This window comes from Streptomyces sp. NPDC093546 (assembly GCF_044765045.1).
Lineage (GTDB): Bacteria > Actinomycetota > Actinomycetes > Streptomycetales > Streptomycetaceae > Streptomyces.
In genome coordinates, this window is the sequence record NZ_JBIWJG010000019.1 from 96,178 (window position 1) to 118,970 (window position 22,793).

The 22,793-nt window shown below is 69.6% G+C and carries 17 protein-coding genes and 2 CRISPR repeat arrays; of the genes, 14 read left to right on the plus strand and 3 right to left on the minus strand.

Features of this window, described 5'->3' with window-relative positions:
• Window positions 1–13 precede the first annotated feature (13 nt).
• A CRISPR array of direct repeats spans window positions 14–225; the repeat unit is 29 nt; unit sequence CGGAACACCCCCGCGTCGGCGGGGAGGAC.
• A gap of 166 nt (window positions 226–391) precedes the next feature.
• The 9 genes from cas3 to ACIRNI_RS29730 all read left to right on the plus strand — a co-directional run bounded on the left by cas3 (window position 392) and on the right by ACIRNI_RS29730 (window position 11,894).
• Window positions 392–3,268, plus strand: a complete 2,877-nt coding sequence (gene cas3 / locus ACIRNI_RS29690; RefSeq protein WP_403556119.1) for a CRISPR-associated helicase Cas3' — start codon at window positions 392–394, stop codon at window positions 3,266–3,268.
• Between the two features lie 227 nt (window positions 3,269–3,495).
• Window positions 3,496–5,082, plus strand: a complete 1,587-nt coding sequence (gene casA, locus ACIRNI_RS29695; protein WP_403556121.1) for a type I-E CRISPR-associated protein Cse1/CasA — start codon at window positions 3,496–3,498, stop codon at window positions 5,080–5,082.
• 37 nt (window positions 5,083–5,119) lie between these two features.
• Window positions 5,120–5,788, plus strand: coding sequence for a type I-E CRISPR-associated protein Cse2/CasB (gene casB / locus ACIRNI_RS29700; RefSeq protein ID WP_403556123.1), 669 nt, complete (start codon window positions 5,120–5,122; stop codon window positions 5,786–5,788).
• Window positions 5,788–6,912 (plus strand): type I-E CRISPR-associated protein Cas7/Cse4/CasC, encoded by a 1,125-nt coding sequence (gene cas7e / locus ACIRNI_RS29705; RefSeq protein WP_403556125.1) that lies wholly within the window; start codon window positions 5,788–5,790, stop codon window positions 6,910–6,912. The genes casB and cas7e overlap by 1 nt, the downstream gene beginning before the upstream one ends.
• On the plus strand, window positions 6,909–7,682 hold the full coding sequence (gene cas5e, locus ACIRNI_RS29710) for a type I-E CRISPR-associated protein Cas5/CasD (protein WP_403556127.1): 774 nt from the start codon (window positions 6,909–6,911) through the stop codon (window positions 7,680–7,682). The genes cas7e and cas5e overlap by 4 nt, the downstream gene beginning before the upstream one ends.
• Complete coding sequence (cas6e, locus tag ACIRNI_RS29715; RefSeq protein ID WP_403556129.1) at window positions 7,679–8,329, plus strand: type I-E CRISPR-associated protein Cas6/Cse3/CasE; 651 nt, start codon at window positions 7,679–7,681, stop codon at window positions 8,327–8,329. The genes cas5e and cas6e overlap by 4 nt, the downstream gene beginning before the upstream one ends.
• Window positions 8,330–8,385: 56 nt before the next feature.
• A complete protein-coding gene (cas1e, locus tag ACIRNI_RS29720) occupies window positions 8,386–9,315 on the plus strand; it encodes a type I-E CRISPR-associated endonuclease Cas1e (RefSeq protein ID WP_403556155.1) in 930 nt (309 codons plus the stop codon).
• A 1-nt stretch (window position 9,316) separates the two neighbouring features.
• On the plus strand, window positions 9,317–9,643 hold the full coding sequence (cas2e, locus tag ACIRNI_RS29725) for a type I-E CRISPR-associated endoribonuclease Cas2e (RefSeq protein ID WP_403556131.1): 327 nt from the start codon (window positions 9,317–9,319) through the stop codon (window positions 9,641–9,643).
• A 19-nt stretch (window positions 9,644–9,662) separates the two neighbouring features.
• Window positions 9,663–10,424: a CRISPR direct-repeat array (repeat unit 28 nt; unit sequence GTGCTCCCCGCCGACGCGGGGGTGTTCC).
• A gap of 645 nt (window positions 10,425–11,069) precedes the next feature.
• On the plus strand, window positions 11,070–11,894 hold the full coding sequence (locus tag ACIRNI_RS29730; protein ID WP_403556133.1) for a hypothetical protein: 825 nt from the start codon (window positions 11,070–11,072) through the stop codon (window positions 11,892–11,894).
• Between the two features lie 630 nt (window positions 11,895–12,524).
• Here the strand turns inward: ACIRNI_RS29730 and ACIRNI_RS29735 are convergent.
• Entirely contained in the window at window positions 12,525–13,652 is a 1,128-nt protein-coding gene (locus ACIRNI_RS29735) for a magnesium and cobalt transport protein CorA (protein WP_403556135.1), read from the minus strand.
• A 75-nt stretch (window positions 13,653–13,727) separates the two neighbouring features.
• On the opposite strand from ACIRNI_RS29735, the gene ACIRNI_RS29740 reads away from it, so the two are divergent.
• Genes ACIRNI_RS29740 through ACIRNI_RS29750 form a run of 3 tightly spaced genes read left to right on the plus strand, consistent with a single transcriptional unit; the run spans window position 13,728 to window position 18,202 of the window.
• Window positions 13,728–14,864, plus strand: a complete 1,137-nt coding sequence (locus tag ACIRNI_RS29740) for a winged helix DNA-binding domain-containing protein (protein ID WP_403556137.1) — start codon at window positions 13,728–13,730, stop codon at window positions 14,862–14,864.
• Window positions 14,865–14,912: 48 nt separating this feature from the next.
• A complete protein-coding gene (locus ACIRNI_RS29745) occupies window positions 14,913–16,604 on the plus strand; it encodes an AMP-binding protein (protein WP_403556139.1) in 1,692 nt (563 codons plus the stop codon).
• The gene (locus ACIRNI_RS29750; RefSeq protein WP_403556141.1) at window positions 16,601–18,202 is read left to right on the plus strand and encodes an AMP-binding protein; all 1,602 of its coding nucleotides are present in this window, start codon (window positions 16,601–16,603) and stop codon (window positions 18,200–18,202) included. Before ACIRNI_RS29745 ends, ACIRNI_RS29750 begins: the two co-directional genes overlap by 4 nt.
• Before the next feature lie 48 nt (window positions 18,203–18,250).
• On the opposite strand, the gene ACIRNI_RS29755 is transcribed toward ACIRNI_RS29750, so the two are convergent.
• Window positions 18,251–19,069: a hypothetical protein gene (locus ACIRNI_RS29755; protein WP_403556157.1), complete on the minus strand. Its 819-nt coding sequence runs from the start codon at window positions 19,067–19,069 to the stop codon at window positions 18,251–18,253.
• Window positions 19,070–19,366: 297 nt separating this feature from the next.
• Between ACIRNI_RS29755 and gcl the strand changes: the two genes are divergently transcribed.
• Window positions 19,367–21,151 (plus strand): glyoxylate carboligase, encoded by a 1,785-nt coding sequence (gene gcl, locus ACIRNI_RS29760; RefSeq protein WP_403556143.1) that lies wholly within the window; start codon window positions 19,367–19,369, stop codon window positions 21,149–21,151.
• Between the two features lie 90 nt (window positions 21,152–21,241).
• Here gcl and ACIRNI_RS29765 read toward each other — a convergent pair whose 3' ends face one another.
• Complete coding sequence (locus ACIRNI_RS29765; RefSeq protein WP_403556145.1) at window positions 21,242–22,177, minus strand: N-acetylmuramoyl-L-alanine amidase; 936 nt, start codon at window positions 22,175–22,177, stop codon at window positions 21,242–21,244.
• A 166-nt stretch (window positions 22,178–22,343) separates the two neighbouring features.
• Here ACIRNI_RS29765 and ACIRNI_RS29770 point away from each other — a divergent pair, with 166 nt between their 5' ends.
• Window positions 22,344–22,526 (plus strand): hypothetical protein, encoded by a 183-nt coding sequence (locus tag ACIRNI_RS29770; RefSeq protein ID WP_403556147.1) that lies wholly within the window; start codon window positions 22,344–22,346, stop codon window positions 22,524–22,526.
• Window positions 22,527–22,793: the final 267 nt, after the last annotated feature.

The following is a 22,793-nucleotide window of genomic DNA, read 5'->3' on the forward strand; positions in this document are numbered from 1 at the left end:
GTCGCGCAACCGGCGGAACACCCCCGCGTCGGCGGGGAGGACGCGTGACCTGGTTGTAGCGGCCCGCCCAAAATCGGAACACCCCCGCGTCGGCGGGGAGGACGCGGTTCGGCCCGGGACGCGTGGCGGTTGTGCCGGAACACCCCCGCGTCGGCGGGGAGGACTCGGACAGGGTGCGGTTGGCGGCGTCGCGGGACGGAACACCCCCGCGTCGGCGGGGAGGACACTTCCTGACCTGGCCCTTAGCGGTCCCTTTGCAATGCCTTTGCCGAAGGAACTCGTTCTTGAGCTGTCTGTGTTTTGCTCACTGTAGGACTGTATCGGCCTTATCCCCCTGGGTGTCGGCGGTATGTGGTTCAGTGCTCGTTCCGGAGGTGCAGCAGCTGCAGGGATGGGAGCTCTGATGTGCGGTCGGTATGGGGATGTCGATGAATCGGCGTGGGGGAAGGCGAGGGGACTGGACCCGGCACGCGGGCCGTATCCGTTGGTACGGCATCTGCTGGATGCAGCCGCCGTTGCGGTGTTTTTGTGGGATCAGTACCTCTCGGACAGCCAGCGCGTCTCGATCGCGGAGGGCTTAGGTGTGGCCGGTGATCACGGCCGGGCTCGGGCGTTGACCGCCTTGTGTGCGGGCCTGCACGACGTGGGGAAGCTCTCGGGTTTCCAGCTCTGTGACGTCCGTGCCCGCGAGTTGCTGAGCAGGGCGCTGCGTGAGGACCAGGGGCGTATTGGGGTGGAGCGGCTTCCGCATGAGGTGGCGGGGATGCAAGCCGCTGCGGCTGTGCTGGCGGTGCTGGGATTCCGGGATCCCGGTGACTCTGTGAACGGGGCGATGTATCGGGTGGCGGAGATCATCGGGGGGCATCATGGACGGTTCCATGAGTTTGTAGAGCTTCACCCGCAGAACCGGGACCTTCTGGGTGGCCCGGCTTGGGAGCGGCAGCGGGAGGCGCACGCCGGCGCCGTGTTCGATGCTCTGGGGGCGCCGGTGCCGCCCGAGGAGGTGGAGGCGTCGGCAGCGGTATTGGTGACCGGCTTGGTGATCCTGGCGGACTGGTTGGTCAGCCAGGAGACGTACCTACGTCGTCGCCAGGAGACGCTGAGCGCCTCATTGTCCGAGCACTCTGAGCAGTCGTGCGCGGATGCGGAGGGTCTGGTGCGTGCGGCGGGACTGCTGCCGGTGGCGCTGGAGCGGAAGGAATTCGCCGAGGCGTACGGCATCGCGGGGGAGCCCAACGCGCTGCAGCGGTCGGTGAGGGAGGAGCTGCCTCTCGTGATCGGCTCTCGCCGCCGACTGGCTGAGGGCGGACGTCGTGGTGGGATTCTGCTGGTGACCGCGGCACCGGGGGATGGGAAGAGCGAGACCGCTCTGGAGGCTGAGCGGGTACTGGCCGAGCGGTTCGGTACGCGCGGGTTCGTGTTCTTGCTGCCGACCATGGCGACCAGTGACCAGATGTACGGGCGTGTGGCGGGGGTCGTTGCTCGGCAGGCTGCGGGAGAGGCAGGGCTCACCCTTACGCACAGCATGGCGTGGTTGAACAGTGCCTATGCGGAAGATCTCGCGGACGGCGTGCGCGTTTTGACGTGTGAGGCTGACGAGGAGGCTGCGGGTGAACAGGCGCGGCGTGAGGTGGACATGCGGCCGCGGCGTTGGCTGCGTGGCGCGAAGAGGCCGCTGCTCGCCCAGTTCTCGGTGGGCACGGTGGACCAGGCGCTGATGGCGGTACTGCCCGTGCGGCACAACGCGCTGCGGCTGCTGGCGCTGTCCGGCAAGACGTTCATCCTGGACGAGGCACACGCCTACGACCCGTACATGCAGGTGTTGCTGGGCAGGCTGCTGAATTGGATGGGCCGGTACGGGGTGCCGGTGGTGCTGTTGTCGGCCACGCTGCCGGCGTCGGTGAGTGACCGGTTGATCAAGGAGTACCTCAAGGGGACGGGCTGGAAGCAGAGTGAGCTCCGCGGCCGTAGCTTCAAGGCGCCCTACCCAGGGTGGCTGTATGCGGACGCGGCGGACGCGTCCTGCGCCCAGATGTCCGAGGTGATGCAGAAGGAGCAGGCCGCTGCCCGGCGGATGGAACTGGCGGTGGAGGTGGAGCCGGTCGTCCACGGGACGGCAGGCGGGGAGCGGAACCGGCTGTCGGTGATCCGGCGGCTGCTTGCGCCGGTGATCGAAGGTGAAGGTGGTTGCGCGCTGGTCGTGTGCAACACCGTGGACGAGGCGCAGCAGACCTATCTCGCTCTGCGTGACCTCCTGCCGCCGCAGGGGAACACCGGGGAGGATGGAGTGGTGCTCTTGCACGCTCGGTTCCCGGCGGAGGAACGTGAGTGGCGGACGCGAACGATCACCGCCGGGCTCGGGCGGTCCGGGCCGCGGCCGATGCGTCGGATTGTGGTGGCTACGCAGGTTGTCGAGCAGTCGCTCGACCTGGACGCGGACCTGGTCATCAGCGACCTCGCTCCTCTCGCGCTGTTGCTGCAGCGAGCCGGTCGCTGCTGGCGGCACGAGTCCTGGTGGGCCGAGCACGGCCGCCCACAGGGCGGTGCCCGGCCGGCCTGGGCGACATACCCCAAGCTGGTTGTCCTGGACCCGCTGGCAGCTGGAGGCGGCGTGCCCGGTCAATGGGGCGAGGTCTACGCCGAGTTCCTCCTCCGGGTGACGTCCGAAGCGCTTGCGCGACGCGACCGGAACCCCATCGTGATCCCGGACGACGTGCAGGGCCTGGTCGAGGACGTGCACGGTGACCGGGCCGACCAGTTCGCCTGGGACGATCCGGCGAAGTCCGCGGCCTACACCGCCTACCGCGGCAAGGAGATGGCGGAACGGAGCGTCGGGGATGTCCTCGTCATCCCCAGGGCGCGCAGTGTGGTCGGGCTGCATGACCTGCACCATCTGCACGGTGCCGAGGACGAGTGGGAGGCGGCGACCAGGCTGGGCGTCGACGCCGTCCGGCTGCTGTGCGTGTACGTACACGAAGACGGCAGGACCACGTTGGACGTGGAAGGCACCCGCCCGTTGCCGACCGACGCTGAACTGCTCACTCCTGCGGATGCCCGGGCCGTGATGGCGCGCACCATCCCGGTCAACGCCGAGTGGTTCAAGGGCGAGGTGGAGAACCACCGTGCTCCTGACGCCTGGGCGGAGCATCCGCTCCTCGGGGATCTTGTGGTGCTGAGGCAGCAATGCACCGATGGCCTGGTGCGGCCGGTGCAGGTGGCCGGCCGGAGGATGTATCTGGATGCGGAGCTGGGGTTGGTGCGCCAGTGAGGTACCCGGCCCGACTCGCATCCTGGGGGCAAAGCCGCACGGGGGTGAGCGCGGTGGCACAGCAACCAACCATAGTCGCACCCGAGTTCGGTGACTTTCGATTACGAGAACCGCGTTGTCAGTGCTGCCTGCTTCACTGTGCCAGGGCTTCACTCCTCACCGTGACGTGAAGCTCGGCGGCTCGCCGTACGCGTATGGCGAGGCGACAGGACGAGAGGAGGCGGAGCATGCCACAGGGCGTGTTCGATCTGCGCGAAGAGCCCTGGATTCCGGTCCGGTGGTCCGACGGAACCTCTGCCCGGTGCGGACTGAGGGAGTTGTTTCACCGTGCGCACGAGTGTGACGATCTTGAGCTACCCGTACCGCCGGCGGCCTCTGGTCTGCTGCGGGTCCTCGCCGTGATGACAGCGCGCATCGCTCAGGACGGCGACGGCGTGCGGCTGGACGATGAGGATGCGGCGGAGGACATCGCGACCTGGCTGGACGTACGTGCTTCGGTTCTGGCGGCGGGCCGGTTTGATCCGAAGGCGGTGGACACCTATCTCGACGAGACGGTGCCTGCGGGCCGCTTCGATCTGTTCGACCCGGTCCGGCCCTTCCTGCAGGACCCGCGCCTGGTTGCGGAGTGTGTGGACGCCAAGGGCAATCCCAACCCCTCCGGTGTGAACAAGCTGGTCTTCGGACGGCCCACCGGCACCAACGGCGCCGTGCTGTTCGGTCACTTCACGGACGGCGAGCCCGTGGCGCTCCCCGCTGCGGAGGCCGCATGGCACCTGATTGCCCAGCTGTACTACGGGCCGGCAGGGCAGTGCACACCGCGTCGGATCACCACGGAGAGGACCGGCAGCGGCGATGCGGGGCCCCTGCGCAAGAGCGTCTCGTACCACGCCTGGGGGCCGAACCTCTTCACCAGCCTCGTGCTCGCTGTTCCCGTACCGGACAGCGGCACGGATACGGACTTGGTTGACGAATGCCCATGGGAGGCAGCGGAGTTACCCGACCCGCTTGCCCCGCCCGCGCCGTTGATCTGGCCGGGCAGGCTGCTCACCGGGCGGTTCAGGCACGCGGTGCTGCTGGTGCCGTCGGAGGATGGGAGCCACGTCACCGACGCCTACATCACGTGGTCCACCCACCAGCCCAGGCCCACGGCGCGCGATCCGTACGTCATTCTCGACCGCGGCAAGGAGGGGCAGCTTTACGCACGCGAGGCGAACGGGGCGCGGGCCCTGTGGCGGGACGTCGACGCCCTGCTGCTGAAGGACACCAGCCACCAGAGCCTGCGTCCGCACAGTCTGAACAGCCTTCCGCCCCGGTTGCGCAGCCGCCTGTCCGTACGGGCCTACGGGTTCGACCAGGACGGCCAGCAGAAGGACACGACGTGGTTCGAGGCCACGACACCGCCCATCCTGCAGTGGCAGGAGGAGGCCGATGCGCGGATGGCCCGCCATCTGGCCCGCTGCCACCGGGCCGCTGAGGATGTCGGCTCCCGCTTGGAGCACGCCGCCCGCCTCGCCTGGAAACTCGCCTGCGACACCAGCGCCGCTTCCACGCCGAAGGTCAAGCTGGACAGGCGCAAACCCGGCCCGTGGGCCCAGGCGGCTCTCCACCGCTACTGGCCCGCTGCCGAACGAGAATTCTGGCGGCTTGCCGACCCAGCCCGGTGCGACTCCCCGCCGTTGCCACCGATGGTGGCCGCTGCGCTGAAGGCCCTCGACGACGCCATCGGGCCAGCCAACCGGGCCGACATCCGGGTGGCCCGTGCTCGCGCACGCGCCCACGCGCTCGTACGTGCCCTCCTACGGGCCGCCGCGTAATCCACTCCACCCTTCACGCCATCCGGGACATCGCCCTATGCCTGCCAGCCCCATGCCGCCGGCCACCGCCAAGTCCGAACAGACCCGCCACTCAGACACGTTCGTCGCCTACGTCCTGTCCCTCTGTGAGAACAAGCGCGTGCAGTCCGATCTGCGTACGGGCCTCGGCCAACCGGTCGAACGCTGCAACCACCTCCACCGCTACCTCGTACGCCGCCTGCCGGAAGCTCTGCACCGTGACGCCAGGCGGGCCCACTATGCAGTGGCGGCACTGATCGCCGCCCGCCCCAGACCGGCCCGCGACGCGGACGCCGAACGCGCCGGCAACGGTGACCCGGTACCGCAATGGCACCTGCGGCCCAACCTCGGCACCGGTCTGGCTGCCGCCGTCAACGCCCGGATCATCAAACCCGGTTCGGCCGAGGGTGACCTCCACCTGTTCAGCCGGCAAAGCAGTGACGCGCTCCACGGGCGGCTGCCCGCGCTGACCCGGCACCTGCTGACCGGCGGCATCACCCTCGACTGGGCGGTACTGCTGGAGGACCTCTCCTGGTGGAACCGCAGCCGTGAGCGCATCGCCACCCGCTGGCTGGAGAGCTACTTCCGCACCGCCGACCCCAGCGGTGACGGCGACGACGCCGACAACCCGAACAGCATCACCCCTCCGACCGACGACACGACCGACCTGTACGAGGAGAACAACTGATGGCCCTGTTCCTGGACCTGAGCGCCGTCCAGTCCGTACCGGCTGCCAACCTCAACCGGGACGACCTCGGCTCTCCCAAGACAGTCCGGTACGGAAACGCCCCGCGTATCCGCGTCTCCAGCCAGTCCTGGAAGCGTGTGATCCGCCACGGTGTCGAGCAGGATCTGGGCGAGAAAGCCACGCGCACCAGGCTGGTGCCCGTCAAGGTCCGCCAGGCGCTGCAGCGGGCCGGCTGGCCCGCGGACCTCGCCGAGTTCGCCGGCGAGCAAGTCGCCGTGAGCGCGGGCAAGAAGGGTATCGGTACCGAGAAGGGCGGCCACACCTCGGTCCTGCTGTTCCTGCCGGAGAGCGGTCTGGAGGAGCTGGTCACGCTCTGCATGGAACATCGCGAGGGCCTCGAGGCCGACCAGGGCAAGAAGAAGCCCGGTCAGGTGCTGCCTGCCGACCGTGTTGAGGAGATCCTCAAGCGGCGCACCGCCTCCATCAGCCTGCTGGGCCGGATGCTGGCCGAGCTGCCCGGCGCCAACGTCGACGGCGCCGCGCAGGTCGCCCACGCCTTCACGACCCACGCCGCCGAACCGCAGCGCGACTACTTCACGGCCGTCGACGACTGGCTCGGCGAAGCCGACACCGGCAGCGGCCACCTGGACACCTCCGAGTTCAGCGCCGGCGTCTTCTACCGCTACGCCACCGTCAACATCACCGACCTCGTCACCAACCTCGACGGTGACCACAAAGCGGCCCGCACCGTCCTGGGCTCTTTCGCCGAGCACTTCCTGCTCTCCCTGCCGCAGGCCAAGCGGACCAGCACCGCCCCGCACACCGTTCCGGACCTCGCCTACCTCGCCGTACGCACCCAGCGCCCCCTCTCCTTGGCCGCCGCCTTCGAAACGCCGGTCAGGGACAGCGACGGCGGCTTCGCTCGCGCTTCGCGTGCAGCACTGGCCGCGTACGCCCAGAACCTCAACCGCCTCACCGGAAACCGCCACCGCCCCTTCCACGGGCATGCCGCCGTCACCGGCGACGACCTGGACCTGACGCCTCTGGGAACGGCGTACGACTCCTTCTACGACCTGATCGACGCCGCGTTGGAGGCGTCCCTGCCGACGGGGGAGCAGGCGTGAGCGGGTTGCTCCTGCGGCTCGCGGGCCCCCTGCAATCCTGGGGGGAGCGCTCGGCGTTCTCCCCGGACCGGGACACCGCCCCGTTCCCCACCCGCTCCGCGCTCACAGGCATGCTGGCCGCCGCGCAAGGCATCCCCCGCCACGACACAGCGGCACTGGAGCGCTACGCCGCACTGGACTTCACCGTACGCGTCGACCGGCCGGGAGTACGGCTCGTCGACTACCACACCGCAGGCGGTGGACAACCCAAGGAGCGAACCGCCGCCACCAGCGGCGGCAGCAACAAGGGTGCCGCCGTCATCACCCGCCGCCACTACCTGTCCGATGCCGTCTTCGTTGTCGCCATGACCGGGCCCGACGACGTGATCACCGCCATCGGCGTCGCGCTGCACCAGCCGCACTGGTCGCCCTACCTGGGCCGTCGTTCCTGTGTCCCGGACGAGCCCTTCCTGCTCAGGGCCCGCACGACCGACCCCGTAGACGACCTGCTCCAGCGCGTGCCGCTCAGCCCCGACCCGGCACGCACCGCCTGCGAGGACGGCACCGTCCCGGTCACCTTCCTGTGGGAACACGAACCGCCTGAGCCCCGAGACCGTAGCGACACCCTCGCTCTCTACGACGTCCCCCGCAGCTTCACCCCGCACGGCCGCAGCCATGACCGGCGCCGCTTGTACCGCACCGTGGAGCAACTCCCGGCAGAGCTCGCCGCCAGCCCCTACACCCTGCACCACAAGTTGATGGACTACGCCATGGAGGAGGGTCTCGCATGAGCTCTCGCGCGACGGTGGCCCGCATCCGCCTCAACCTGCACAGCCGCGAGGTCCAGCGGGACCTGAACGATGCCACCCAGATGCACCGCACCCTCATGCGGCTCGCGCCGGATCACCTTGGCCAAGCCCCCCGGCAAGCAGCCGGACTGCTCTACCGCTTGGACGAATCAGAGACGCTGAGCACCCTCCTGGTCCAAGCCGCCACCCTCGATCCCGCCCGCCTGCCCCCGGGGTACGGCCATATCGACATCAAGGACCTCACCCCGATGTTCAACGCCCTGAAAAAGGGCATCGCCGTCCGCTACCGCATCGTCGTCAACCCGGTCACCTGCGAACGCCTGCCCCTGGAACAGAAAGGCCGACGCGGCAAGCGCATCCCCCTCACCGGACCGGACGCCGACCAGTGGTGGACACGCCGCGCCACCGAGGCAGGACTGGACATCCGCACCCTGCTGCCCACCCCGGTCGCAGCCGTACGCCCTCGTGCCAAGAGCGCAGTGCCCATGCGCCACCATCTGGTCCGCTACGACGGAACCGCCACCGTCACCGACCCGGACGCTCTCACCCACGCCGTACTGAGCGGTATCGGCCGCGCCAAGTCCTACGGCGCCGGCCTGCTCAGCCTCGCCCCGGCAGCCGCCCCATGAGCACCCCACGCCCAAACGACCACGCCCGCAAACGCCTGGCCGCCCCCACCCTCGCCATGCTCCCGCGCATCGCGGACTCCCTGTCCTTCCTCTACCTGGACATGGTCCGCGTCGTACAGGACGACACCGGCGTCTGCGCTCAGATCCAGGTCGACAAGGAACGCACCGACACCGTCTACATCCCCACCGCAGCCCTGACCTGCCTCCTGCTCGGCCCCGGCGTATCCATCACCACCCGCGCCCTGACGACCCTCGCCCGACACGGCACCAGCGTGGTGTGCACCGGAGCCGGCGGCGTGCGCGCCTACGCAGGCATCCTGCCCGACTCACTCACCACCCACTGGCTCGAGCAGCAGGTCACCGCATGGTCCGACCCCCAACGGCGACTGGACGTCGCCACCCGCATGTACGAGCTGCGCTTCGGTGACGACACCGTGCCCGAAGGCACCAGCCTCGCTCAGCTGCGCGGCATGGAAGGCCAGCGGATGAAGGCCCTGTACAAGATCCTCGCTCAGCAGCACGGCATCGGCCGCTTCCGACGCAACTACCACCCCGACCAATGGCACCAGCAAGACCCCGTCAACCTCGCCCTGTCCGCGGCCAACACCTGCCTGTACGGCATCGTCCACGCGGCTCTGCTGGCCCTGGGCTGCTCACCGGCCCTCGGCTTCGTTCACGCCGGCACCCAGCACGCCTTCGTCTACGACATCGCCGACCTCTACAAGGCCGAGACCACCCTGCCCGTGGCCTTCTCCCTCCACCAATCGGCCAACCCGGAACAGGAAGCCCGTCGCAAATTCCGCGACGAACTCCGTCTCCTCAAGCTCCTGCCACGCGTCGTCCAGGATGTGCAAAACCTCCTCACACCAGGAGCGCACACCGATGAAGACGAGTCGGAACGCCACGACATCCGCATGGTCCACCTCTGGGATCCCAAGGCAGGCGTCCTTCCCGCAGGGGTGAACTACGCGCCGGAAGGAGCCTGACGTGGCTTCCATGCTGGTCATCGCAACCACTGCGGTCCCCGACCACCTCAGGGGGGCCCTGTCCAGATGGACCACCGAAGTCGTCCCCGGCATCTTCGTAGGCACCGTCTCCGCCCGAGTACGCGACCACCTCTGGGACGCCGTCGCGGCCTGCGTAGGCGACGGCGCTGCCGTTCTCGTCCACCCAGCTGCGACCGAACAGGGCTACGTCATTCAAACCGCGGGCACGCGCCGCCGCGTCCCCGTCGACTTCGACGGACTGACCCTGATGCGTATGACGGGAGTTTCATTGCGATCGGAATGGCAAAGAGATAGCAAAGCTGTATAGAACATGCAGGTCACGAAGTGTGCTCCCCGCCGACGCGGGGGTGTTCCGGACGACGACGGCGCGATTCAGGCCGTGGTCGTGTGCTCCCCGCCGACGCGGGGGTGTTCCGGCTCACCGGTCGACAAGGCTGACACCGACCGGGTGCTCCCCGCCGACGCGGGGGTGTTCCGGAGCCCATCAGCTCCAGGCGGGTGGACTGGACGTGCTCCCCGCCGACGCGGGGGTGTTCCGCAAACCCCTCCCCGCGTCAACACCAGGGCGACGTGCTCCCCGCCGACGCGGGGGTGTTCCGAACACGCCTACGCGGGCGCCGCCGGCGGGGGAGTGCTCCCCGCCGACGCGGGGGTGTTCCGGCACGCCGGGCTACCAGTACTGCCACGGCGACGTGCTCCCCGCCGACGCGGGGGTGTTCCCACCGAGCGCTAGTGGTAGCGACGGGTGTCTACGTGCTCCCCGCCGACGCGGGGGTGTTCCGCCACTGCGCTGGGTGGCGTGGTGGACGCGCTGGTGCTCCCCGCCGACGCGGGGGTGTTCCCACCGAGCGCTAGTGGTAGCGACGGGTGTCTTACGTGCTCCCCGCCGACGCGGGGGTGTTCCACTGGCCATCGCCCGGCAGGCCGCCCGCCGCGAGTGCTCCCCGCCGACGCGGGGGTGTTCCGACGAACAGGAGGTTGCGGATGTAGCTGCCGACGTGCTCCCCGCCGACGCGGGGGTGTTCCGCGCTGGCACACCGCCACACCCCCGCGATACCGGTGCTCCCCGCTGACGTGGGGGTGTTCCGACGTCAACCAAGACCCACCGGTACTGCCCCAGTGCACGCTGAGTATCTGCCGCGTGGCGGCGCAGCGGAAGCCTGGCGCCAAGTGGATGCGCACAGCAAGGGGCCGCAGTCGGCGCCCCACCACACCGGCGCGCTCGGCATGTCCTCGGCCAGCACGCCGAAGTTGACCTCGGTGATGAAGCCGTCGTACTGCCCGATCACACGAGGCACCAAGAGGGAGGGCAGCTTGACGTCACCGAGCCGTGTGACTCGGGACCGCCTGCCGTTGGGCGGCGAGGGTTGCTTGCTCGAGGGCCGCGCCAGGCCCGGCCATCCTTCTGTGACGCCGTAAAATGCGGCCAGCTCCCGTTCCGAAGCAGAGCACTGGCCGCCTGGCTCAACCGGGGATGAGCAACACAAAAGTGCTTGCTCGTGAGTTCACCGCAACGTCCCCTATGGAGGATGTAGTTGATCGCGCCAAACTCCAGGCAAGCAGGTCGGACGTCAGGGGCTGGGACTGTGGCTTGCAGTAGCGCATGCGTGCGGAGGGGGTCGTAGATGGGCAGGAAGAGACTTCGGCACACTCGAAACCGTGCCGTTGGTGGCAGTAGCAACGGGCAAGCAGCGCCAGCACTTGTAGCCTCGGCGACTCCGAATCAGGAGGCATTGAGCGTCCAAGCCGGCGGCCCACGATCAGCGGCCACGGGTGGGAACGTAAACGGGGCGGTCGTCACCGGCAACAACAACGTCACGCACCTGCACCCACCGCCCACCGCTCGGACGGTGGTGGCGGTCCTGGTAACTCTGGCGGTTATCGGCGGCCTCATCGTCTGGTACGCGGGCAGCGACGATCCCGACATGCCTCCTCTTGCTGCAACGACGGAATTTACGCCGTCCAAGGACAATTGCGAGGGCTGGACGTTTCCTGGTAAGAGGCCGGAAGACATTCCCATTCCGCCGGGGGAGCCGACGGCCGAGTGGGCTCACCAGCTTGGCGGTATTGATAACAGCATCACACGCCTCAGGTTGGTAATCCAAGGGATGAACAACCATGACGTCGTGCTCCGTAACATGCGGATTGTCGAAGTGCGTAGGGGGCCGCTCCCAGCGGGCACGGACGTCAGCCTCCGCACGGGCTGCGGTGGTGATCTCCTTGCGCGCAATTATCGCGTCATGCTGGCCGGCGACGCTCCGGACTTCGAGTTGGTAACTCGTGCGGACGACGGTAAATTAGAGGTGATCAAGAAGCCGTTTGGGTACAAGGTATCGGCCACTGATCCGGAAATCTTCGACATCGAGGCAAATGCCGCCGGTGAAGACTACAGGCAATGCGATTGCCTCGTCACCTGGAAGCTCGCCCTTGATTGGACGCACAAGGGTAAGCAGGGAACGCTTATTGTCGATAACAAGGGTGCCCCGTTTCGCACTAAGTCCACCGATCTTAATTCCCGATACCCCGTCGTGGTGAAGCACGGCAGCGCCTGGAAATGATCAGTTTGTGTGGATCGTGGGTGTACGGTCCGGATTCGGCTCGACGGGCGGCGGTCCTGGCGCTGGCACGGAATGGCTGGGTCCAGTTCTCCTGTCAGTGACTGCTGGCCGTGTCGTAGCCGATGATGGTCGGTATGACACAGCAGCAGAGGGTGCTGGCCTGGGCTGGCGCGGTCCTCGGGACTCTGTTGGCCGGAGGGCTGCTCGCGTTCGTCGTGGCGCGCGATCTTGATACCGCCGACCAAGTGGCAAGCGTTCTAGGGGCCTTTGCAGGTCTGGCTGGTCTGGGGGTGTCGGTGTACGCCCTCAAACGGTCGGCTCCGCAGTCAGCGGCAGGTTCGGTGACGGTCAGCGGGATACGGGCGGTCGGTGTTGGCGGAGACGTCACCGGCAACGTCTCTACCGGTGACCACAACACAACAGTGCCCCAACCCAGCCGTCGGCGGGCGAGGAGGGCGCCCCAGTCGCCCCCGGCTGGTGCGGGAGGGGCTGTGCAGGCCACAGGTGAGCGATCCGTCGCGGTGGGTGGGTACGTCGTCGGCGACGTCTCCACCGGGGACGGCCGTACCGGTTCTGCAGGTCCTTAGATCGCAAGGGTGGGGTGGTGGTAGTCGCACCCCGGCCCGATTTCTATAGCCAGTCCCGCTTCTTGAAGACCACGTACAGGCTCGAACACACCACTGCCATCAGCAGGATCGCGAACGGATACCCGTACACCCAGTGCAGCTCCGGCATGTGGTCGAAGTTCATGCCGTAGATGGTCCCGACCAGCGTCGGGGCGAACAGGATGGCCGCCCACGACGAGATCTTCTTGATCTCCTCGTTCTGCTCGAAGCCCGCCTCCGCCAACGCCCGCATCTCCGCGTTCTGCTGCTGCGTGACCAGGGTCGCGTTCACCGTGAGGATGTCGGTCAGGGCCTGGCGGAAGCCGTCCACGCGTTCGCTGGTGTGGGTGACGTGGTCGGCGACGTCGCGCAGGCGGCGCTGGAGTTCCTCGTCCGTGCCGTACTTGGCGAAGCCGGCCATCAGGGAGTTGAGCATGCCGACCAGCGGTCGGGTCGCGCGCTGGAACTCGACCATTTCGCGGGAGAGTTCGTAGATGCGGCGCGACACCGCGGGGTCGCCGCGGAAGACCTCGGTCTCGATCTCGTCGATGTCGTTCTGGACGCCCGCGACCACGGGGACGTACTCGTCGACGACCGCGTCGAGGATGGCGTACAGCACCGCCTCCGGGCCGAGGGCGAGGAGTTCGGGGGTCTCCTCCATGCGGCGGCGGACGGAGGAGAGGTCCGGGGCCGCGCCGTGGCGGACGGTGATGAGGAAGTCCGTGCCGATGAAGATGTGGAGCTCGCCGAAGTCGACCTCCTCCTGGGCGTCGAGGTAGCGGGCGGCGCGCAGGACGACGAAGAGGGTGTCGCCGTACCGCTCCAGCTTGGGGCGCTGGTGCGCCTCCATCGCGTCCTCGACGGCGAGTTCGTGGAGGTCGAACTCGTCCGCCAGCGACAGCAGTTCCGCCTCGGACGGGCGGTGCAGCCCGATCCACGCCATGCCCTCCGGCTCCTCGCGCAGGCGGCGGAAGGTCTCGGCCAGGGTCGTCAGGGAGGCGACCTTGCGGCCGTCGCGGTAGACGGAGGCCTGGACGATGCTGCCCCGCCGGTCGGGGGGCGCGGGCGCCGTGGTCGTGGCCGTCGTCGTCGTGGCAGGCGGGTCGGCGGGAAGGCGTCGGCGCCAGTTGTTCTTCTTCGAGGGCAGGGTCATCGGATCTCACCTCCTTGCCTCGGGGCAGGATATATGCCCCGCTTTGTTCCAGCGCGGCGGCGTACCGTGCCCGACATGGCCACCACAACCAGCCCGAGCCCCGGCCCCGTGCTCTCCACACGCGCCCTCAACCGCGCCACCCTCGCGCGGCAGCTCCTGCTCCGGCGTACCCCGATGTCCGCGAAGCACGCCGTCGAGCACCTCGTCGGCCTCCAGGCGCAGAACACCAAGCCGCCCTACGTAGCCCTCGCCGCCCGCCTCGACGGCTTCCGGCCCGAGGAGCTCTCCGGGCTCCTGGAGTCCCGCGAGGCCGCCCGGATCGTCACCCTGCGCTCCACCCTCCACCTGCACACCGCCGACGACGTACTGCGCCTGCGCCCCCTGGTCCAGCCGGCCCGGGAGCGCGAGGTGCAGCTGTTCCGCAAGGGCCTCGCTGGCGTCGACCTGGAGCGGCTGGCCGGCCTCACGCGCACGCTCGTGGAGGAACGGCCCCGTACGCCGAAGGAGATCCGCGAGGCGCTGCTGGGCCACTGGCCGGACGCCGACCCGCTCGCCCTGACCGTCGCCGCCCGCTGCCTGCTGCCGCTCGTGCAGGTCACCCCGCGCGGCCTGTGGGGCCGCAGCGGCCAGGTGGCCCTCACCACCGCCGAGGCGTGGCTCGGCAGGGAGACGGAGCCCGCGGCCACGGCGACCCCCGCGACGGCCGACGCGACCGTGCTGCGCTACCTCGCCGCCTTCGGGCCCGCCTCCGTCAAGGACATGCAGACCTGGTCGGGCCTGACCCGGCGGCGCGAGGCGTTCGAACGGCTGCGGCCCCGCCTGCTGACCTTCCGGGACGAGTCCGGGACCGAGCTCTTCGACCTGCCCGACGCGCCCCGCCCCGACGCGGACACCCCCGCCCCGCCGCGCTTCCTGCCCGAGTTCGACAACCTGCTGCTCTCGCACGCCGACCGCACCCGCGTCGTACCGCCGGAGTACAAGGACCGCACCTGGAAGGGCAACCAGGCGTACCGCACCTTCCTCGTCGACGGCTTCCTCGCCGGCATCTGGCACCTGGACGAGACCAAGGGCGGGACGGCCACGGTCACCGTGCAGCTGTTCGGGACGCTGACGCGCGAGCAGCGCGCGGCCGTCGCGGAGGAGGCCGAACGGACCCTCACCACGCTGGCGTACGACGTGGACGCCGTACGGTTCGGGGCGTTCGCTCCGTAGCCGATCGGGGGTAGTGAGACTCCGGCACACCCATTGCGAGGAGGACACATGGCGACGCGGGGCACTGCGACGGCCGCCACGGAGGAGTTCCGGGCGGCCCGGGACTTCCTGCTGCGGCACCGGGAGGACTACGACACGGCGTACAAGGGGTTCGTCTGGCCCCGGCCGGACCGCTTCAACTGGGCACTGGACTGGTTCGACGTCATCGCCCGGGGCAACGACCGCACCGCGCTGCACATCGTCGAGGAGGACGGCACCGAGCGGCGCCTGTCCTTCGCCGAGATGTCCGAGCGCTCCGACCGGGTCGCCAACTGGCTGCGCGGACTCGGCGTGCGCCCCGGCGACCGGATCGTCGTCATGCTCGGCAACCAGGTCGAGCTGTGGGAGACCGCCCTCGCCGCGATGAAGCTGCGGGCCGTCGTCATCCCCGCGACGCCGCTGCTCGGACCCGCCGACCTGGCCGACCGCGTCGAGCGCGGCCGGGCGCGGCACGTCATCGCGCGCGCCGAGGACACCGCCAAGTTCGCGGACGTACCCGGGAACTACACGCCCATCGCCGTCGGCGCGCGCGTCCCGCACTGGATCGCCTACGAGGACGCCTACGGGGCGTGCGCACCCTTCGTTCCCCAGGGCGACACTTCTGCGGACGATCCCCTGATGCTGTACTTCACCTCCGGCACCACCGCCCGCCCCAAGCTCGTCGAACACACCCACACCTCGTACCCCATCGGCCACTTGGCGACGATGTACTGGATCGGCCTCCAGCCGGGCGACGTCCACCTCAACATCTCCTCGCCCGGCTGGGCCAAGCACGCCTGGTCCAATCTCTTCGCCCCCTGGAACGCCGAGGCCACCGTCTTCATCCACAACTACACGCGCTTCGACGCCGCCCGCCTGATGGCCGAGATGGACCGCCACGGCGTCACCAGCTTCTGCGCCCCGCCCACCGTGTGGCGCATGCTCATCCAGGCCGACCTCTCCGCCCTCACCACCCCGCCCCGCGAGGTCGTCGCGGCCGGCGAACCGCTCAACCCCGAGGTCATCGAGACCGTACGGCGCGAGTGGGGCGTGACGATCAGGGACGGCTTCGGGCAGACCGAGACCGCCGTGCAGGTCTCCAACAGCCCCGGCCAGCTGCTGAAGGCGGGCTCCATGGGGCGGCCGAGCCCCGGCTTCCGCGTCGAACTGCTCGACCCGGTGACCGGGGAGCCGGGCGCGGCGGAGGGCGAGATCGCGCTCGACCTGTCCGCCCGGCCCGTGGGCCTGATGACCGGCTACCACGGCGACCCGGAGCGTACGGCCGAGGCCATGGCGGACGGCTACTACCGCACCGGGGACATCGCCTCCCGCGACGAGGACGGCTACCTCACCTACATCGGGCGGAGCGACGACGTCTTCAAGTCGTCCGACTACAAGATCTCGCCCTTCGAGCTCGAAAGCGCGCTGCTGGAGCACGAGGCCGTCGCCGAGGCGGCCGTCGTCCCCGCGCCCGACCCCGTACGGCTCGCCGTGCCGAAGGCGTACGTCGTCCTCGCCGACGGCTGGGAGCCGGGCCCCGAGACGGCGCGGGTCCTCTTCGCGCACGTGCGCGCCGTCCTCGCGCCGTACAAGCGCGTCCGCCGCATCGAGTTCGCCGAGCTGCCCAAGACCGTTTCCGGCAAGATCCGCCGCATCGAACTGCGCGAGCGGACGGCGGCGGGGTCGGGCGCCGAGTACGACGAGAGGGAGCTGGGCCGATGAGCCTGTCGTATGCGCACGGGGCGAGCACCACGGCCCTGCTCGGCGACACGATCGGCGCGAACCTGGCGCGGGCGGTGCGGCGTTTCCCCGACCGCGAGGCGCTCGTCGACGTGGCGTCGGGGCGGCGCTGGACGTACGCGGAATTCGCGCGCGGGGTCGAGGAGTTGGCGCGCGGACTCATGGCGGCCGGCGTCGGCAAGGGCGACCGGGTCGGGATCTGGGCGGTGAACTGCCCCGAGTGGGTCCTGGTGCAGTACGCGACGGCACGGATCGGCGCCGTCCTGGTGAACATCAACCCGGCGTACCGCGCGCACGAGCTGGAGTACGTGCTCCGCCAGGCCGGGATCTCGCTGCTCATCGCGTCCCTCGCCCACAAGACGAGCGACTACCGGGCCATGGTGGAGCGGGTACGCGCCGACTGCCCGGACCTGCGGGCCGTGCACTACATCGGCGACGCGTCGTGGGACGAGCTGGTGGGCGGGACGGTCCCGGACGAGGAACTCGCCGCCCGGGAAGCCGAGCTGTCGTGCGACGACCCCGTCAACATCCAGTACACCTCCGGCACCACCGGCTTCCCCAAGGGCGCCACCCTCAGCCACCACAACATCCTCAACAACGGATACTTCGTCGGCGAGTTGCTCGGCTACACCGAGCGCGACCGGATCTGCGTCCCCGTCCCGTACTACCACTGCTTCGGCATGGTGATGGGCAATCTCGCCGCGACCTCCCACGCGGCCACCATGGTGATCCCGGCGCCGTCCTTCGAGCCGGCCGCCACCCTGCGCGCCGTCCAGCAGGAGCGGTGCACCTCCCTGTACGGCGTACCGACCATGTTCATCGCCGAGCTGAACCTGCCCGACTTCGCCGCGTACGACCTCTCCTCGCTGCGCACCGGGATCATGGCCGGTTCGCCGTGCCCGGTGGAGGTGATGAAGCGGGTGGTCGCGGAGATGCACATGGCGGAGGTGTCGATCTGCTACGGCATGACGGAGACCTCGCCCGTCTCCACGCAGACGCGCCGCGACGACGATCTGGAGCGCCGCACCGGCACGGTCGGCCGCGTCATGCCGCACGTGGAGGTCAAGGTGGTCGACCCTGCGACGGGCGTGACCGTCGAGCGCGGCGAGCCGGGCGAGCTGTGCACCCGCGGCTACGGCGTGATGCTCGGCTACTGGGACGAGCCGGAGAGGACGGCCGAGGCGATTGACGCGGGGCGCTGGATGCACACGGGCGACCTGGCGGTGATGGGCGAGGACGGGTACGTCAGGATCGTCGGGCGCATCAAGGACATGATCATCCGGGGCGGTGAGAACGTCTACCCGCGGGAGATCGAGGAGTTCCTGTACGGCCACCCCAAGATCGCCGACGTGCAGGTGGTGGGCGTGCCGGACGAGCGGTACGGCGAGGAGATCCTGGCCTGCGTCATCCCGCGCGACCCGGCGGACCCGCCGACGCTCGACGAGATCACGGCGTACTGCCGCGAGCGGCTGGCGCACTACAAGGTCCCGCGCCGGGTGGAGGTGCTGGACGCCTTCCCGATGACGGTCAGCGGGAAGGTGCGGAAGGTGGAGCTGCGCGAGCGGTACGGGGTGGTGTGAGGCGTCGAGCCAGGGCCGCGGGCGCCGCCCGGGGTCCGCGCCCGGCGCTTACGCGCCCCTCGCCAGCAGTTCGTCCGCCGAGCTGTTGACGGGCTGCGGCGTGCCCGTCAGGTCCATCACGAAGAGCGGCAGCCGCAGGTCGTCCGCGCGGGCGCGGGCGACCTCGTCGTATCCGGCGAGCGAGAAGAAGACGCTCACCGCCTCGGCCGCGAGGCCGTTGAGCCACAGGCACTCGACGGCGCGGAGCGAGACGGGCCTGGTCGTCGGATCGACCTGGGCGACGAGGCCCGGCCCGCGCAGGTCGATCCCGGACGACGGCACCGGCTGCTCGTCCGGCTGGACGACCTCCCGGAAGCCGAGCCAGCGCAGATAACGCGCCGCGGCGGTGACGGCGTCCCGCGCCGTACGGATGGTGACCGGGCGGAAGGAGGGGCGCGGGACCGCCGCGGTGCGCGGCAGCGGGATGTGCGAGGGCGCCGAGGAGGCGGGGGCCGAGGAGGAAGAGGAAGCCGGGGCCTGGGCCGGGACCGTGGTGACGCCCGTCGTGGAGGCGGTGGGGCCGGCCCCGGACCCCGCCGCGCGACACGCCTGCGGCGGCACCGAGGTCACCGGCCGTACGGGGATCCGCAGCACCGTGCCGCAGGGGCAGCCGAGCTCGGGCTGCGGCCACTGGTCCTGGCGCCCGCACGCGGTGCAGCGGACGGTGACCCACTCGTCGGTCCACGTGCGGTGGGTGATGGGCTCGGCGTGGGCTCCCTTGAGGAGGGGAGGGGCGACCGGCGCGCCACAGGCGCAGGGATAGACGGGCGGCGCGTACGCGTGCGCTCGCCGACACGCCGGGCAGCGCACCGGCACCTTCTCACCCATGCCCTCGCCCACGGCCTCTCCCACGCTGTGCTCCGCGCCCTGCTCCACGCCTTTGCCCACGCCTTCGCCCTCGCCCACGACGGCCCCCTTCGCTCCGTGACCCATGGTCCACCAAGCGTGGCTTCTTGGGGAGGTCTTCGGCCATCGGGGCCCGAGTCGAGCGGTCGGCGCTTGACGCGATCGCCGCACCGACCCTAAATTGTTCCACATAACAGAAGTACACTTCCGCATTACGGAATCGACGCTCTCAGGTGGCGCGACAGAGCCCGATCCGCCAGGCCGAAGCAGGAGCACTCCATGCCTCGTATGACCGCTGCCCGAGCGGCAGTTGAGATCCTCAAGCGTGAGGGCATCACCAACGCGTTCGGGGTCCCGGGCGCGGCCATCAACCCCTTCTACCGGGCGCTCAAGGAGGGCGGTGGCATCAGCCACACGCTCGCCCGCCACGTCGAGGGCGCGTCCCACATGGCCGAGGGCTACACCCGCGCCAAGGCCGGCAACATCGGTGTCTGCATCGGCACGTCCGGCCCCGCCGGCACCGACATGATCACCGGCCTGTACTCCGCGATCGCCGACTCGATCCCGATCCTGTGCATCACCGGCCAGGCCCCGGTCTCGAAGCTCCACAAGGAGGACTTCCAGGCCGTCGACATCGCCGCGATCGCCAAGCCCGTCACCAAGGCCGCGACCACGGTCCTCGAGGCCGCGCAGGTCCCGGGCGTCTTCCAGCAGGCCTTCCACCTGATGCGCTCCGGCCGTCCCGGCCCGGTCCTCATCGACCTGCCGATCGACGTCCAGCTGACCGAGATCGACTTCGACCCGGACACGTACGAGCCGCTGCCGGTCTACAAGCCGCAGGCCACCCGCGCCCAGGCCGCGAAGGCTCTGCAGTTCCTGCTGGAGTCCGAGCGCCCGCTGATCGTCGCCGGTGGCGGCATCATCAACGCCGACGCCTCCGACCTGCTGGTCGAGTTCGCCGAGCTGACCAACATCCCGGTCATCTCCACCCTGATGGGCTGGGGCACCATCCCGGACGACCACGAGCTGGCCGCCGGCATGGTCGGTGTCCAGACCGCGCACCGCTACGGCAACGCGACCTTCCTGGAGTCGGACTTCGTCCTCGGCATCGGCAACCGCTGGGCCAACCGCCACACCGGTTACAACATGGAGGCCTACACCAAGGGCCGGAAGTTCGTCCATGTCGACATCGAGCCCACCCAGATCGGCAAGATCTTCGCCCCCGACTACGGCATCGCCTCCGACGCCAAGGTCGCGCTGGAGCTCTTCATCGAGATCGCCAAGGAGCTCAAGGCCGCGGGCAAGCTGCCGGACTTCAGCGCCTGGGCCGCCTCCGCGCAGGAGCGCAAGGGCACCCTGCAGCGCCGTACGCACTTCGAGAACATCCCCATGAAGCCGCAGCGCGTCTACGAGGAGATGAACAAGGCGTTCGGCCCGGAGACCCGCTACGTCACCACCATCGGCCTCTCCCAGATCGCGGCCGCGCAGTTCCTGCACGTCTACAAGCCGCGCCACTGGATCAACTGCGGCCAGGCCGGCCCGCTCGGCTGGACCATCCCGGCCGCCATCGGTGCCGCCACCGCGGACCCGGAGACCCCGATCGTCGCCCTCTCCGGCGACTACGACTTCCAGTTCATGATCGAGGAGCTGGCGGTCGCCGCCCAGCACAAGGTCCCCTACGTCCACGTGCTGGTGAACAACGCCTACCTGGGCCTGATCCGTCAGGCGCAGGTCAACCTGGGCATCAACTTCGAGGTCAACCTCGAGTTCGAGAACATCAACACCCCGGAGATCGGCGTCTACGGCGTCGACCACGTCAAGGTCGCCGAGGGCCTGGGCGTCAAGGCGATCCGGGTCACCGACCCGGAGAAGCTGGGCGAGGCGTTCGAAGAGGCCAAGAAGCTGGCCGTCGAGTACCAGGTCCCGGTGGTCGTCGAGGCCATCCTGGAGCGCATCACCAACATCGCGATGAGCAAGACGGTCGACATGAGCGACGTCACCGAGTTCGAGGAGCTGGCGACCGAGCCGGGCCACGCCCCGACGGCGATCCGCCCGCTCGTCTGATCAACGACCCGTAACCGGGGGGAGACCGGCCCCCGCCCCGAGCACACCGCTCGGGGCGGGGGCCGCGCCGCGTTCCGGAGCCGTTCGGACTCAGGCCGCCCAGCGGAGGGCGCGCAGGACGCGGTGCTCCACCCGGGCGGCGCGGTCCGCTTTGATCTCGACCCTCAGCTGTACGTCGGCGGGCAGGCTGCCGTTGCGCGTGACGGCGACGTTCAGCACCCCGTCGGCGCCGATCACGCCGCAGTCGATGGGCAGGTCGTGCGACCTCGCCTTGTTGGACAGCGCCAGGTTGTGGAACCGCATGGTGACCCGGGTGCCGGCCTCGCCGCGGACCGTGGCGTACGCGGTGGCCGTGTACGCGCACGGGCCCTGGAGCAGCGCCGAGTCCCTGGCCATCTGCAGCAGCAGGTACTGCCCCGCCACGAGGGCCGGGCCGCCGGACACGGACTCGGTGATGACGCTCGGCATGGGGTCCTCCTGTGCGGGGGGCGGTGACTGGCCGCTCGCCCGGGCGACGATCCCGGGGAAGACGACGTTCTTGAACTGGCGCACGCGCGCGTCGCCGGGACAGGCCGTGCCGGACACGGCCCAGGCGCTGTGCAGCCGGTGGTACCCGTAACCGGGATCGGAGGCGCTGCGGCAGACCCGCAGCGGGATGCCGTGGCGCTGGTGCAACCAGACGCCCAGCCGGATGAGCTGCTCGACCTGCTGGTCCGTCCACGGATCGGTGTGCTTCAGGTTCGACGCGGTCTCGATGGACACGGCCCCGGTGCCGTCGGGCCGCCTGTTGGCCTGGTAGTTGGCGTCCGCGCGGGTCTCGGTGCCGATGTACTGGGCGAGGTCGCCCTGGTAACCGAGGCCGAAGTGGCTCTCCAGATTGGTCGAGTCACGCCAGTACTCGTACATCCGGCGCGCGGTCCAGGGCGCGGCGATGCTGTGCAGGATGAACTGGGTGGGCCGGATCGCCGGCTGGCCGTCGGACTCCGGCTGTAACTCCATGCGGGTGGCGGCGGGATACCACGCCATGGGGACCCCTTCGGTGGTGATGGGGGAGTGGGGGAGGGGTGCCGGTTGTGTCAGGTACACGATCGGCAGTGTCGTACGGTGAGGTGATACCCACTCTCCGTAGCCATCACCCGTCCGTGCGGGCGCTCAGAGGTGCTTATCCGCGGATCCGGGGTACGCGATTGTCATGGCCGATGGTGTTGTGGACTCGGATGAACTGCTCCGCCGTATCCGGCTCGCCCGGGACTGGGTGCGGCAGCAGGAGGAGCGCGTAGAGAACGGGACGACGGAGGGGGCGGCGGAGGAGACGGCGGCGTACCGGGTGGTGCGGATGGTGCTGGACAAGCTGGTGGATCCATCGCACCACTAGGGGTGCACCGAGGTGTTCTGGGCGGCCCTACACGGTCTGGCGACCCTGACCCGAGCGGGCCGCCTGCTGCCCCCAGTACAGAAGAGCGCGGCGTTGGGACCGTAATCCGCTTCTTGGCGGGCAGATCCGGCCGACCGCGCCGGGGGGGGGGGGGGGGGGCGGGGGCCCCGCGGGGGGGGGGGGGGGGGCGGGCGCCGCGGCCGGTCAGCCCGTCTGCGACAAACACGCACAAAGAGTGGGGGGGTAGATAACGCCGCACGGGTCGTG